At 73.0% G+C, this 12936-nt stretch carries 14 protein-coding genes; 10 read left to right on the forward strand and 4 right to left on the reverse strand.

Annotation, left to right across the window (positions count from 1 at the left end; all coding sequences use genetic code 11):
• Positions 1 to 35: 35 nt before the first annotated feature.
• Positions 36 to 1046 (reverse strand): helix-turn-helix transcriptional regulator, encoded by a 1011-nt coding sequence (locus tag ACOZ38_RS22055; protein ID WP_424533084.1) that lies wholly within the window; start codon positions 1044 to 1046, stop codon positions 36 to 38.
• A gap of 55 nt (positions 1047 to 1101) precedes the next feature.
• On the opposite strand from ACOZ38_RS22055, the gene ACOZ38_RS22060 reads away from it, so the two are divergent.
• Positions 1102 to 1854: a DeoR/GlpR family DNA-binding transcription regulator gene (locus ACOZ38_RS22060; RefSeq protein ID WP_424533085.1), complete on the forward strand. Its 753-nt coding sequence runs from the start codon at positions 1102 to 1104 to the stop codon at positions 1852 to 1854.
• Complete coding sequence (locus ACOZ38_RS22065; protein WP_424533086.1) at positions 1851 to 3080, forward strand: MFS transporter; 1230 nt, start codon at positions 1851 to 1853, stop codon at positions 3078 to 3080. The genes ACOZ38_RS22060 and ACOZ38_RS22065 overlap by 4 nt, the downstream gene beginning before the upstream one ends.
• A gap of 54 nt (positions 3081 to 3134) precedes the next feature.
• Here the strand turns inward: ACOZ38_RS22065 and ACOZ38_RS22070 are convergent, their stop codons facing one another.
• Positions 3135 to 3890: a hypothetical protein gene (locus ACOZ38_RS22070; RefSeq protein WP_424533087.1), complete on the reverse strand. Its 756-nt coding sequence runs from the start codon at positions 3888 to 3890 to the stop codon at positions 3135 to 3137.
• A gap of 74 nt (positions 3891 to 3964) precedes the next feature.
• Between ACOZ38_RS22070 and ACOZ38_RS22075 the strand changes: the two genes are divergently transcribed.
• The 8 genes from ACOZ38_RS22075 to ACOZ38_RS22110 all read left to right on the forward strand — a co-directional run bounded on the left by ACOZ38_RS22075 (position 3965) and on the right by ACOZ38_RS22110 (position 11150).
• Complete coding sequence (locus ACOZ38_RS22075; protein ID WP_405148349.1) at positions 3965 to 4993, forward strand: AAA family ATPase; 1029 nt, start codon at positions 3965 to 3967, stop codon at positions 4991 to 4993.
• Positions 4990 to 5970, forward strand: coding sequence for a DUF58 domain-containing protein (locus ACOZ38_RS22080; RefSeq protein WP_424533088.1), 981 nt, complete (start codon positions 4990 to 4992; stop codon positions 5968 to 5970). The genes ACOZ38_RS22075 and ACOZ38_RS22080 overlap by 4 nt, the downstream gene beginning before the upstream one ends.
• On the forward strand, positions 5967 to 6914 hold the full coding sequence (locus ACOZ38_RS22085) for a VWA domain-containing protein (RefSeq protein WP_405148347.1): 948 nt from the start codon (positions 5967 to 5969) through the stop codon (positions 6912 to 6914). Before ACOZ38_RS22080 ends, ACOZ38_RS22085 begins: the two co-directional genes overlap by 4 nt.
• Before the next feature lie 84 nt (positions 6915 to 6998).
• Positions 6999 to 7679, forward strand: coding sequence for a class I SAM-dependent methyltransferase (locus tag ACOZ38_RS22090; protein ID WP_424533089.1), 681 nt, complete (start codon positions 6999 to 7001; stop codon positions 7677 to 7679).
• 7 nt (positions 7680 to 7686) lie between these two features.
• Positions 7687 to 8247, forward strand: coding sequence for an RNA methyltransferase (locus ACOZ38_RS22095; RefSeq protein ID WP_424533090.1), 561 nt, complete (start codon positions 7687 to 7689; stop codon positions 8245 to 8247).
• Positions 8248 to 8379: 132 nt separating this feature from the next.
• Positions 8380 to 9183, forward strand: a complete 804-nt coding sequence (locus ACOZ38_RS22100) for a glycerophosphodiester phosphodiesterase (RefSeq protein ID WP_405148344.1) — start codon at positions 8380 to 8382, stop codon at positions 9181 to 9183.
• Between the two features lie 103 nt (positions 9184 to 9286).
• Entirely contained in the window at positions 9287 to 10633 is a 1347-nt protein-coding gene (locus ACOZ38_RS22105; protein ID WP_424533091.1) for an MFS transporter, read from the forward strand.
• A 172-nt stretch (positions 10634 to 10805) separates the two neighbouring features.
• Positions 10806 to 11150, forward strand: a complete 345-nt coding sequence (locus ACOZ38_RS22110) for an RNA polymerase-binding protein RbpA (RefSeq protein WP_184981820.1) — start codon at positions 10806 to 10808, stop codon at positions 11148 to 11150.
• Between the two features lie 134 nt (positions 11151 to 11284).
• Here ACOZ38_RS22110 and ACOZ38_RS22115 read toward each other — a convergent pair whose 3' ends face one another.
• Both ACOZ38_RS22115 and ACOZ38_RS22120 read right to left on the reverse strand, forming a co-directional pair.
• Complete coding sequence (locus ACOZ38_RS22115) at positions 11285 to 11854, reverse strand: FxsA family protein (RefSeq protein WP_424533092.1); 570 nt, start codon at positions 11852 to 11854, stop codon at positions 11285 to 11287.
• A 134-nt stretch (positions 11855 to 11988) separates the two neighbouring features.
• Positions 11989 to 12933 (reverse strand): MerR family transcriptional regulator, encoded by a 945-nt coding sequence (locus ACOZ38_RS22120; protein ID WP_424533093.1) that lies wholly within the window; start codon positions 12931 to 12933, stop codon positions 11989 to 11991.
• Between the last annotated feature and the right edge of the window lie 3 nt (positions 12934 to 12936).

Genomic DNA, 12936 nt, shown 5'->3' on the forward strand with positions numbered 1-12936 from the left:
GGGCCGGGTGAGATCCCGGCCGTACGACGCGGGCCTCAGCGCGGTGCGGGCCGGGTGAGAGACGCGGGGACGCCCGCGCCGTACACCGCCGCCAGCTCCGACACGGTCGAGGCCATCATCTCGCGCAGCTCGGGCGGGCCGAGCACCTCCAGGCTCGCGCCCATCCTGAGCAGGAGCCAGCAGGCGTGCCTGACCGACTCGACGGGCAGCCGCAGCACCCTCCAGCCGTCCTCGCCGGGCGGGCCGGCGTCCGCCAGCGCGGTGTCCACCGGCCGGGTGCCCATGGTCACCCGCAGCAGGCCCTCCGCGCCGGGCGCCAGCCGTACGGTGGCCTCGGCGGTGTACATGCGGTCGCGGAAGTCGGCCGAGTAGGCCTGCCAGAAGTCCGCCAGGTCGAAGTCATCCGGGCGGGCGAAGCGCTCGGCCAGCACCTCCACCGAGATCACGCGCGCGACGCGATACGTGCGCGCCGGCGCGTCGTCCGGAGCCGCGACCATGTACCACGAGCCCCCCTTCAGCACCAGGCCGTACGGGCGCACCTGCCGCACGACCTCGGACGGGCCCCAGCGGCGGTAGACCATGCGGATCTTGCGCCCCTCCCACACGGCGTCGGCGACGGTGCCGAGGTGCGGGACGTCGTCGGCGTCGCGGTACCAGCCGGGCACGTCCAGCAGGAACCGGTCGCGCATGCGCGAGGCGTGCGAGCGGGGCTCGGGCGGCAGGGCGGCCAGCAGTTTCAGCTCGGCGGCGGCGGCCACCTCGCCGAGGCCCAGCTCCGCGGCCGGGCCGGGCAGCCCCGCCAGGAACAGCGAGGAGGCCTCCTCGGCGGTCAGGCCGTTGAGCCGGGTGCGGTAGCCGTCGAGGAGCTGGTAGCCGCCCGCCGGTCCGCGGTCGGCGTAGACCGGGACGCCGGAGGACGAAAGGGCCTCCACGTCGCGGTACACGGTGCGCACCGAGACCTCCAGCTCCTCCGAGAGCTCGGCGGCCGTCATCCGGCCGCGCGTCTGGAGCAGCAGGAGGAGGGACAGGAGCCTGCTTGCGCGCATACCGCCCAGTCTCCCTGATTTGCCAAACTAACACCAAAAATGTTCATATGAACGCATGGATCGCTTGCGGGCAATCATGGATGCCCTGATGACGTCGGACAGCGTGTCGGTCGCGGAGCTCGCCGCCGAGCACGGCGTGTCTGAGATGACCATCCGCCGGGACCTCGACGAGCTGGCCCAGCAGGGCGTCGTCCGCAGGATCAGGGGCGGGGCCCAGAGCCTGCTGCTGCGCGGCGAGGAGCCGCCGTTCGGCGTGCGCGAGCACGAGGCGCCGGAGGCCAAGCGCCGCATCGCCGCCGAGGTGGCGCGCCTGCTCGCCGACGGGGAGGCGGTCGTGCTGGACGGCGGCACCACGGCGCTGGCGGTCGCCAGGGAGATCCACGACCGCAGGCTCACCGTGCTCCCGCTGTCGGTCCAGTCGATCCAGGTCCTCAGCGACGCCCCGCGCGTACGGCTGGTGCTCCCCGGCGGCGAGGTGCGGCACGGTGAGCTGAACATCACCGGGCCCCTGGCGGTGAACACCATCGGCTCCCTGCGCTTCGACACCGCGGTGATCGGCTGCTGCGGCCTGTCGGCCGAGCAGGGGCTGACCGCCCACGACCTTTCGGAGGTCGCGGTCAAGCAGGCCGCGATCGGCTCCGCCCGGCGGGTGGTCGTGGCGGCCGACTCCTCGAAGTTCCGCCAGACCGCGTTCGCCACGGTCTGCCCGCCCGGCCGCGTCGACGTGCTGGTCACCGACGCCTCGATCCCCCGCGACCAGCACGAGGCGCTCACCGCCGCCGGCGTCACCGTTCGCGTCGCCGCATGACCGTCCTGGCAGAACGCGGCCCCGCCCTGCGCAGGGCCCGCCTCGCGGTGTACGTCATGTTCCTGATCCCCGGAGTCGCCGTCGGCGTGTGGACGGCCCGCATCCCGGCGCTGAAGGAACGGCTGGCGCTCGGCGACGGGCAGCTCAGCCTCGCCCTGCTCGCCATCGCGGCCGGAGCGCTCGCCGGGATGCAGGTCGTCGGGCGCCTGGTCGACCGGTACGGCAGCGCCCGCGTCATGATCCCGCTGGCGGTGGCCCAGAGCGCGGTGCTGCTGCTCCCGGCCGCCATGCCGGACCTGCTGACGCTGGCGGCCTCGCTGGCGCTGTTCGGCGCCGCCCACGGCAGCCTCGACGTGGCCATGAACGCCGGCGCGGTGGAGGTCGAGCGGGCCTGGGGACGGCCGCTCATGTCGTCCTTCCACGCGGTGTTCAGCATCGGAGGCTTCGCGGGCGCCGCCGTTGGCGGCGTCCTCGCCCACACGGGGGTCGGGGCCTGGCCGACGCTCTCCGCCACCGGCGTCGTGCTCGCGGCGGCGGCGCTCCTCACCGCCCGCTGGGCGCACCTCATCCCCTCCGCCCCCTCGGAACGCCCGACGGCTCCAGAGCCGGGAGAGGGCCGCCGCCCCGCCTCCCGGGTCAAGGTCCAGGGGGCGCTGTTCCTCGGCGTGCTCGGCTTCTGCTGCATGGTGGGCGAGGGCGCCTCCGCCGACTGGGGGTCGGTGTACCTGCGGGAGAACCTCGGCAGCTCGGCGGGGTTCGCCGCCGCCGCGTACGCGGCGTTCTCGATCATGATGACCGCCGGGCGCCTGGTCGGCGACCGCCTGTCGGCTCGGTTCGGCCCGGTCGCGCTGGTGCGGTGCTGCGGGCTCCTGGCCGGGGCGGGGCTGTCGGCGGCCCTGCTGATCGGTCACCCGCTGGCCGGAGTGATCGGTTTCGGCTGCTTCGGCGCGGGCCTGTCGTGCATCGTCCCGCAGGTGTTCTCGGCGGCCGGCTCGCGCGACCCGGCCCGGGCGGGGCAGGCGCTCGCCCGGGTGGCCAGCCTCAGCTACCTGGGCTTCCTCACCGGGCCCGTGCTGATCGGCGCAGCCTCCGAGGTGCTGGACCTGCCCCGCGCGCTCGCCATCCCCGCCCTGCTCGCGCTCTTCGTCGCCCTGGCGGCCCCGGCCGTACGCAAGCCCGCGCCGGCCGCGGCCCCGGCCGGGAAGGCCCCCGACCGCGCGGGCTAGTCGAGCCAAGCTCGACCACCATGGCGGGCGCGGAGCCTCCGGCGCTTACCGTCGTCAGATCGCCTGGCCCGGGTCGTCGCCGGGGAGGCTCGGGCCGGGCGAGGCGCTGCCGCTGTCCCCCGGGGAGGGGCTCGGCGAGGGCTTCCGGGTGTCGTCGGGCGAGGGAAGGGGCGGCGGCGTCGGCACGAACATCGTCGGCGGCAGCGGCCTGGAGGGCGGCGGGAGCTCGTCACCCCGTCCGAGCAGCAGCCACGCGATCGCCCCGGTCAGCGTCAGCAGCACCACGAGCGCCGACATGGCCACCAGCACGGCCCGGCGGGTCTCGGTCGCCGGTGGCGCGGGCGGCGGCGGCAGCGGGACGGCCGGGGCGCGGTCGCCCAGCCAGTACGGCACGAAGTCGGGCCCGTGGGACTCGCCGATCAGGGTGCCGCTCACCAGCACCGACTCAAGGAACCACTCGGCGCCCACGCCGCCCGGCGTGTAGGGCACCGCGACCCACGGCGCGGGCCCGTCGTCCATGGCGATGACCTGCGGGGCGGCGGCCACGCCCCGCCCGCGGGCACGCGCGACCCAGCCCCGGACGCCGCCGCGCGCGGGACCGGCCTGGCGGATCGAGGTGAGGAACCGCTCGCGGGCCGCCGCGTCGAGGGCGGCGCCCCGGGTCAGCAGCGCGATCGACACCGCGCGCCCGCCGGCGTCCTGCGCGAGGTAGACGAACCCCGTGGCGAGCGCCTGGAGCCGCGCCTGCACGACGAAGGCGCCCAGCCGGGGCGGGTCGCCGTACTGGAGCGGAGTGGCCACGGTTGCCATGAAAGCACACCTCGACACCCGGCTCACCGCGACGGTGCCGTGCACCTTTGCGCCGTGTTTGATGGAATGGCCGCATGACCGTTGCGGAAGAACGCAGTGACGGATCCGGACCGGACGAAGGTGCCGACGCGGACCTCCGTCTCCTCCAGCAGTCCCTCACAGAGGTCCGGCGCGTCATCGTCGGCCAGGACCACATGATCGAACGACTGCTGGTGGCGCTGCTCGCCCGCGGTCACTGCCTTCTCGAAGGGGTGCCGGGCGTCGCCAAGACGCTCGCGGCCTCCACGCTCGCCACCGTGGTGGGCGGCACCTTCGCCCGCATCCAGTTCACCCCCGACCTCGTGCCGAGCGACATCGTCGGCACCCGGGTGTACCACCCGTCCAGCGAGAGCTTCGACGTCGAGCTCGGGCCGGTGTTCGTCAACTTCCTGCTCGCCGACGAGGTCAACAGGGCGCCCGCCAAGGTGCAGTCGGCCCTGCTGGAGGTCATGGCCGAGCGCCAGGTCAGCCTGGCGGGGCGCACCCATCCGCTGCCCCGGCCGTTCATCGTGCTGGCCACGCAGAACCCCATCGAGTCCGAGGGCGTGTACCCCCTTCCCGAGGTGCAGCGCGACAGGTTCCTGTTCAAGGTGCGGGTGGTCCACCCCACCGCCGGGGAGGAGCTGGAGATCCTCCACCGCATGAGCGTCTCGCCGCCGCTGCCCGGCCGGGTGCTCGACCCGTCGCGGCTGCTCGCGCTGCAGAAGCTCGCCGACCAGGTGTCGGTCCACCAGCTCGTCGCCGACTACGTCGTACGGCTGGTGATGGCCACCCGCTCCCCCGCCGAGTACGGGCTGCGCGAGCTGGAGGAGGCCATCGAGATCGGGGTCAGCCCCCGCGCGACGCTCGGCCTGGTCGCGGCGGGCCGCGCGCTGGCGCTGCTGCGCGGGCGCGACTACCTGCTCCCCGACGACGTGCGCGACGTCGCGGTGGACGTCATGGGGCACCGCCTCATGCTCACCTTCGACGCTCTGGCCGACGGGGTCGACCCCGAGGACGTGGTGCGCCAGGTCCTGGCCGCCGTGCCGCCCCCGCTCGTCGTCTGGAACCAGGCCCAGCGGTGACCGCTCCGGAGGGTCCCGGCGCCGGGCGCGAGGTGAGCCCCGAGCACGCCCTGCGCCGCCTGGAGCTGACGGTGGTGCGCCGCCTCGACGGGCTGCTCCACGGGCAGCACCAGGGCCTCGTGCCGGGTGCCGGCAGCGAGATCGGCGACAGCAGGGTGTACGTGCCGGGAGAGGACGACGTGCGCCGCATGGACTGGTCGGTGACGGCCCGCACGACGATCCCGCACGTCCGCGACCTGGTCGCCGACCGCGAGCTGGAGACGTGGGTGCTGGCCGACCTGTCGCCCAGCATGGACTTCGGCACCGCCGCGATGGAGAAGCGCGACCTGGTGGTCGCGGCGGTCGCCGCGATGGGCTTCCTGACCAGCCGCATCGGCGACCGCTTCGGCGCGTACGTCATCCACGGCGACCAGGTGCACCGCCTGCCGGCCCGCACCGGGCGTCCCGCGATGTACGCGCTGCTGCAGACGCTCCTGGACGCGCCACGGGGGATGCCCGCGCCCGGGCCGACGCGCCTGGGCGAGGCCATCCAGCTGCTCGGCGCCGCGCGGCGCAAGCGGGGGCTGCGCGTGATCGTGTCCGACTTCCTCGACCTCGGCCAGGGCGGCGACCCGGGCGCCGAGCGCGAGTGGGAGCGGCCGCTGCGCCGCCTGGTCGCCCGCCACCAGGTGCTCGCCGTGGAGGTGATCGACCCCCGCGAGCTCGATCTGCCCGACGTGGGCCTGGTCGCCCTCACCGACCCGGAGACCGGGCGGACGCGCGAGATCCACCTGTCCCCGAAGATCCGCCGCGACTACGCCGAGGCGGCGGCGGCGCAGCGGGAGGTGACCCGGCTCGCGCTGCGCCGGTGCGGCGCCGGTCACATGGTGCTGCGCACCGACCGCGACTGGGTCTACGACATCGCCCAGTACACGCTCAGGCACCGTCGCACCGCCCACCTCGCCGGGCGGCACCCCACCAGGAGGGCAGGCGCGTGATCTTTCTCTCTCCGGGCTGGCTGTGGCTGTTCGCGGCGCTCGCCCTGATCGTGGGCGCGTACGTCTACCTGCAGTTCGCCCGCCGCCGGTACGCCGTGCGGTTCACCAACCTCGCCCTGCTCAGCCTCGTCGCCCCCGAACGGCCGGGATGGCGGCGCCACCTGCCCGCCGCGCTGTTCCTGCTGATGATGAGCCTGCTGGTGCTGGGCGCCGCGCGGCCGGCCGACGCCACGCGGGTGCCGCGCGACCGCGCGACGATCATCGTCGCGGTGGACATCTCGCTGTCGATGGAGGCCGCCGACGTCTCCCCAACCCGGCTGGTCGCCGCCCAGCAGGCCGCGCAGCAGTTCGTCAAGGATCTCCCCGAACGGTTCAACGTGGGCCTGGTGTCCTTCGCGCGCTCCGCGTCGGTGGTGATCTCGCCGACCACCGACCACCTGGCGGTGATCAGCGCGATCGGCAACCTGTCCACCCGCCCCGGCACCGCCATCGGCGAGGCGGTGTTCAACTCGCTGGACTCCGTGCGCTCCTTCGACCAGCGGGCCGTGACCGACCCGCCGCCGTCGGCGATCGTGCTGCTGTCGGACGGCGACAACACCTCGGGCCGGTCGGTCAACGAGGCGATCCAGGCGGCGGCCGGGTTCCACATCCCGGTCTCCACGATCGCCTACGGCACGCCGGAGGGCACGGTCAGCATCGACGGCCGCGACGTGCAGGTCCCGGTCAACAAGGCCACGCTGCAGTCCCTGGCCGACGGCACCAGCGGGCGCGCCTACACCGCCGAGTCGGGGGACGAGCTGCGCGACGTCTACAGCCAGATCGGAAGCTCCCTGGGATACCGCGTCGTGCACCAGGAGATCGGCCAGTGGTTCACCATCGCCGGCATCCTCGCCGGCCTCCTGGTGGCCGCCGCCGCCATGCTCCTGGGCTCCCGCCTCCCCTGACCGGCGGGCGGGCGCCTTAAGAAGGCGGGCGCCGGCGGGGCCGCCCGATCACGACCACAGCCCCGCGGTTGGTAACGTCTCCACGTGACGTCCAAGGGGGCACATTACTTCGAGGAGCGGCCGGGCGCGGCCGCCCGGCCGGGCACGGTCGACGTGGTCCTGCCCGACCTGCATCTGCGCCTCGCCACCGACAGTGGCGTCTTCTCCCCCAACCGGCTCGACGCGGGCACGCGGGTGCTGCTCGAGAGCGTGCCCGCCCCTCCTCAGCGGGGCGACCTGCTCGACCTCGGCTGCGGGTACGGCCCGATCGCGCTGACCATGGCGTCCCGGGCGCCGGAGGCGACGGTGTGGGCGGTGGACGTCAACCGGCGCTCGGTGGAGCTGTGCGACCGCAACGCACGGGCCGCCGGCCTTGACAAAGTAAGGTCGCTGCACGTGGACGACGTCCCGCCCGGCGTCCGCTTCTCGGCGATCTGGTCGAACCCGGCGATCCGCATCGGCAAGCCCGCGCTGCACGCCATGCTCACCCGCTGGCTCGACCGGCTCACCCCCGACGGCGCGGCCTACCTGGTGGTGCAGAAGCACCTCGGCTCCGACTCCCTGCAGCGATGGCTCGGGGATCAGGGCTGGGCCACCACCCGGGTGGCGTCCCGGTCGGCCTACCGCGTGCTCCGGGTCGCCGCCCGCCCCGCACCGGACGCGACCGGCCATTCGACAGATGACGTTTCCCCAGGTGGCGGTGCCACCGACGACCAGGAGCGATGAACGCCCGATGAGCACAGGCACCCGCAGGCAGCTACGCCCCACCGACGTCAAGCGGCTCAACCGCACCTGGCGCCGGGGCACGGAGAACCGCCTGTCGCTGATCCTGGAGTCCGTGACGGGCCCGTTCAACGTCGGCTCCATCTTCCGCACGGCCGCCGCCTTCGGCGCCGACGAGCTGTGGCTGGGCGGCAACGCCACGCCGCCCACCAACCCCAAGGCGCAGAAGACCGCGCTCGGCACCGACCGGCTGGTCCCCTGGCACGAGCCGGTCCCCGCCGTCGAGGCGGTGCGGGCGGCCAAGGAGGAGGGCTACACCGTGATCGCGGTCGAGCTGACCGGCGACGCGGTGCCGCTCCACGAGGCGAGGCTCGACCGCGACGTGTGCCTGGTGCTCGGCAGCGAGGACCACGGCTGCTCCCCCGCCGTGCTGGACGCCGCCGACGAGGTGCTCTACATCCCCCAGATCGGCCGCGTCGGCTCCTTCAACGTCGGCGTCGCCGCCGCCATAGTCCTCGCCGAGGCCCGCCGCCAGGAATGGGCGTCCCACCCGGCCCCCACCGACTCCTGACCACCCAACGGCACGCCGGGGCGGGCGGTCAGTGGGGCCGCTGGGGGCATGGGCGGGTACAGATGCCTTTGTGACCCAAATGTTCATGGGCGTAGGCTGACGTGGCAACCTTTAGGGGGGATACTCCTGCTCGTGCAGCAGCGCTTCCCGTTTCTCGATCATCCGGGCCCGCTCGCCTTCGCCCATCGCGGCGGGGCGGCAGAGGGCCGGGAGAACACCATGGCCGCCTTCTCCAGGGCCGTCGAGCTGGGGTACACCTACCTTGAGACCGATGCCCACGCGACGGCCGACGGCGTGCTGCTCGCGTTCCACGACCACACCCTCGACCGTGTGACCGACCGCCACGGCCGCCTCGCCACCCTGCCGTACCGCGAGGTGCGGCGGGCCCGCATCGGGGGCGTGGAGGAGATCCCGCTGCTGGAGGATCTGCTCGGCACCTGGCCGGACGTGCGGGTCAACATCGACGTCAAGGAGGCGCAGGCGATCGGCCCGCTGGCGGAGGCCGTCCGCCGCACCGGGGCCTACGACCGCGTCTGCCTGACCTCGTTCTCCGACGTGCGGCTGGCGAGGGCGCGCATGGCCATGGGCCGCCCCGTCTGCTCGGCGCTCGGCCCGCGCGGCGTCGCCAGGCTGCGCGCCGCCGCCGTCGGCTCCGGGTACGGCCGCCTGCTGGGCGGCCTGGCCAAGGAGCGCATCCCGTGCGCGCAGGTGCCCGTCGGCTTCCGCGGGATGCGGGTCACCACCCGGGCCCTGGTCCGTACGGCCCACGCCCTCGGGATGCAGGTGCACGTGTGGACCGTCGACGACCCCCACGTGATGGAGGACCTCCTCGACCTGGGGGTGGACGGCATCATGACCGACAACATCTCCGGTCTGCGGGACGTCCTCAGCGCCCGGGGCCAGTGGCATCCACGCCGCCCCGCCGCGCACGCCTGACCCGCTCACCCGCCCGGGCCCGACGCGCACGCGTGACCCCGCGCCGACGCCGTTACCTTCCCCCCATTCCGCCGTGCCCCCGACGAGGCCAGGAGCATCCCCCATGACCACCTCCATCGCCGCCGAAGAACTGCCTGAGACGCGCAAGCGCGAGCAACGGGGCTGGTACTGGTACGACTTCGCCAACTCGGGCTTCCAGACGACGGTCATCACCGTCTTCCTCGGCCCGTACCTCACGACGCTCGCCGAGAAGGCCGCGGGCGGCGAGGAGGGGTTCGTCGGCTTCCTCGGCTTCGACTTCCGCGCCAAGGCGTACTTCTCGGCCATCGTGACGATCTCGGTGGTCCTGCAGATCGTGATCATGCCGGTGGCCGGCGCCCTGGCCGACCACACCGGCCGCAAGAAGGAGCTGCTCGCCCTCTTCGCCTACCTGGGCGCGGCGGCGACCCTCGGCTTCTACTTCGTCTCGGGCGACGCCTACCTGCTGGGCGGGGTGCTGTTCATCGTCGCGAACGTGGCGTTCGGCGCGGCCATGGTCGTCTACAACTCGTTCCTGCCCCAGATCTCCCGCCCGGACGAGCGGGACGCGGTCTCCTCGCGCGGCTGGGGGTTCGGCTACCTCGGCGGCTTCCTACTGCTCGCGGTGAACCTGTTCCTCTACGAGGGCAGCGGCATCGACCAGGGACTCGCGGTGCGGATCAGCCTGGCCTCGGCGGGCCTGTGGTGGGCGGTGTTCACCGTGATCCCGCTGCTGCGCCTGCGCAACCGCCGGGTCGCCTCCCACGACACCACGCCCGCCCGGGCCGTCGGCGGCAGCTTCCGCCAGCTCGGCCGCACGGTCGCGGACCTGCGCCGCTACCCCCGCAGCCTGCTGTTCCTGCTCGCCTACCTGATCTACAACGACGGCGTGCAGACCGTGATCTCGTTCTCGGCGACCTACGCCGACCAGGAGCTCGGGCTCGGCAAGAGCGTGCAGATCACGGCGATCCTGATGGTGCAGCTCGTGGCCTTCTGCGGGGCACTGCTGCTCGGGTGGCTCGCGTCACGGTTCGGCACCAAGCGCACGGTGCTGGCCAGCCTGGTGGTCTGGACGGCCGTGGTGGGGGTCGCGTACTTCCTGCAGAAGGGGGCGGCGATCCAGTTCTACGCGATCGCGTTCCTGATCGCGATCGTGCTGGGCGGCACGCAGGCCCTCTCGCGGTCGCTCTACTCGCTGGTGATCCCGGCGGGCAAGGAGGCGGAGTACTTCAGCCTCTTCGAGATCAGCGACAAGGGGTCGGCCTTCCTCGGATCGCTGACCCTTACTCTGGCCCTCCAGCTCACCGACAGCTACCGCCTGGCGATCTTGTCGCTGGTGATCTTCTTCGTGATCGGCTTCGCGCTGCTCACGCTGGTCAACCTGCCCAGGGCCATCCGCGAGGCGGGCAACGAGGTGCCCGCGCGGGTCTAGCCTGGAGACGCGCCCGCCCGTAACGCCACGAAGATCAGCTTTGCGTCGCCGAGGGCCCGCGGCGAAAAGCGCGATTGGATCACCCCAAGGGTGGGAATCCATCCACGGTATCAAGCGTTGTAAGCCGTGGAGACCCACCCCTCAAAATGGGGCCCTCAGGAGGCATTGAAACATGGGCGAGCGTGCACTTCGCGGTACCCGGCTCGGAGCCACCAGCTACGAGAACGACCGCAACACCGATCTGGCCCCGCGCCAGGAGGTGCCTTACACCTGCCCGAAGGGCCATCGCTTCGACGTGCCCCTTGCCGCGGAGGCGGAGATCCCGGCTACATGGGAGTGCCGCAGTTGCGGCGCCACCGCCCTAAGGGTGGATGCCGAGCAGCCTCAGCAGAAGAAGGCCAAGCCGCCGCGCACCCACTGGGACATGCTACTGGAGCGCCGGACGATCGAGGACCTCGAAGAGGTGCTCAACGAGCGTCTGGCGATCCTCCGGGCACAGCGGCGTAAGAGCGCCTGAACCAAACCTAGCGGCGCCTTCGGTCCACCTCAGGGTGGCACCGGAGGCGCCATTACTTTGCCCGGCACCGGGCGGCGCGTCTCGGCGCCCGGTGCCTCATGAACGCGTCTCTTCCCAAGCCCCCGCCAGGGGGCCTAGCCGTTGTCCGGGGATCCGCCGTGCGGGCGCAGGGACGGCTGTGCGGGCGGGGCACCGTACGCGCCCTGGCCCCGGTCGCCGGGCGTCTCGTCGTCGAGCACCTGCCCGGCGACGACCCGGGCACCGTCCCGCCGCGGCTCGCCGGCCGCGCCCGGCCCCTTCGGGAACATCATGCCGAAGGGCGACCCCGCGGCCATGACGCGCACGCGGCGGCCGAGGAACCAGCTCAGCCAGCGCCGGGCGATCGGGCGGGTGAACGGCAGGATGAGGAAGAGCCCCGCGACGTCGCTGAGGAAGCCGGGGGCCACCAGCAGGGTGCCGCCCACTACCACCAGGGCGCCGTCGGTGAGCTCGCGATCGGGCGTCCGGCCGGAGTTGAGGGCCTCACGCAGCGCCCGCCAGGCGCGCCGGCCCTCCAGCCGCACCAGCCAGACCCCGAGCACGGTGTCGAGAATGAGCAGGCCGACGGTCTGCCAGCCACCGATCGCCTGGCCGATCTGGATGAGCACCCAGATCTCCAGCACCGGCACGACCAAGAACGCTATGAACAGCAGCACACGCAGCATCGCTTCACCATCACCTCGCGATGTACAACGCCCGGACCCGCCCCGGTGGTTCCCCACGGGAGGCGAGGCACCGAGCGCGGCCGGTGAAGGCGCGCGCTCACTGATCGTCGACGGGCCGGTGGACGTCCTCGACCTCACGGCGTCGCGGTACGCCGGGGTCGCAGGGTCTGGATGAACCAGTCGAGCGCCGGCGCCAGGCTTTCCGGGGGCGGCCAGCCGTTGATCACAGCGAGCAACTGGAGGTAGCGGTCCCTGCGGGGGTCGTTAGCGGTCTCCAGCCGGGTCAGGAGCCTGCGCCGGAGGCCGGCGTCGTCGGGGCCCCCGAAGACGCGCGCGTATTGAGCCATGACCGCCGCGACCACCGGATCGGCCTGGGACGAGGCAGGGTCGAGACCGGCTGCCAGCGCCGGGCCGACCTGGTCACGGACCATCGCGGCAGGGTCCCGGCGCGGGCGCGTGGTGCCGCCCTCGGCCCGGTCGGCCGCATGGTGCTCGGCCATACGCCGCACACTGGCGCGAAAGTCCGGGTCCTGGGACAGTCCGGCCAGCTCCACCCATGCCTCGACCTGCTCGGCCTCGGGGTTGTCGGGCAGCTCCGGGGTCAGCGAGCGCATGATCCCCACGAATTCGTGGTCGGCGTCCAGGCTGCCGAAGGCGGTGTCGAGGAACTCGCCGATCAGACGTCGACGTTCTTCCTCGGAGAGCTTGGCGAGCTTGTGCATGAGATCCATCTCCTCAGGGGTGCACCCGCGCCTGGCCACCGCCGTCAGCACCGCGCGCCGCAGGCGCAGCGTTCGGATCTGCACCGCGAGTGCCTCGGCGTGCGCCGCGGCGACCTCGGGTAGCGAGATCTCCCGGTCCACGACCTTCCGGATCGTGAGAAGGTCCAGTCCCAGGTCGCGCAGCGTCCGTACGAGGTCCAGGCGTGCGACGGCGTCGATGCCGTAGAGGCGGTAGCCGGCCGGGCTTCGGCCGGCCGGCGGCACGATTCCAAGGTTCGAGTAGAACCGGATGGCCTTGACCGTCAGCCCGGTCCGCCGGGCCAGATCACCGATCGAGTAGAGCGTGCCGCCGTCCATGCC

Origin of the sequence: Sphaerisporangium viridialbum (assembly GCF_049674955.1) — a bacterium.
Classification (GTDB): domain Bacteria; phylum Actinomycetota; class Actinomycetes; order Streptosporangiales; family Streptosporangiaceae; genus Sphaerisporangium; species Sphaerisporangium viridialbum.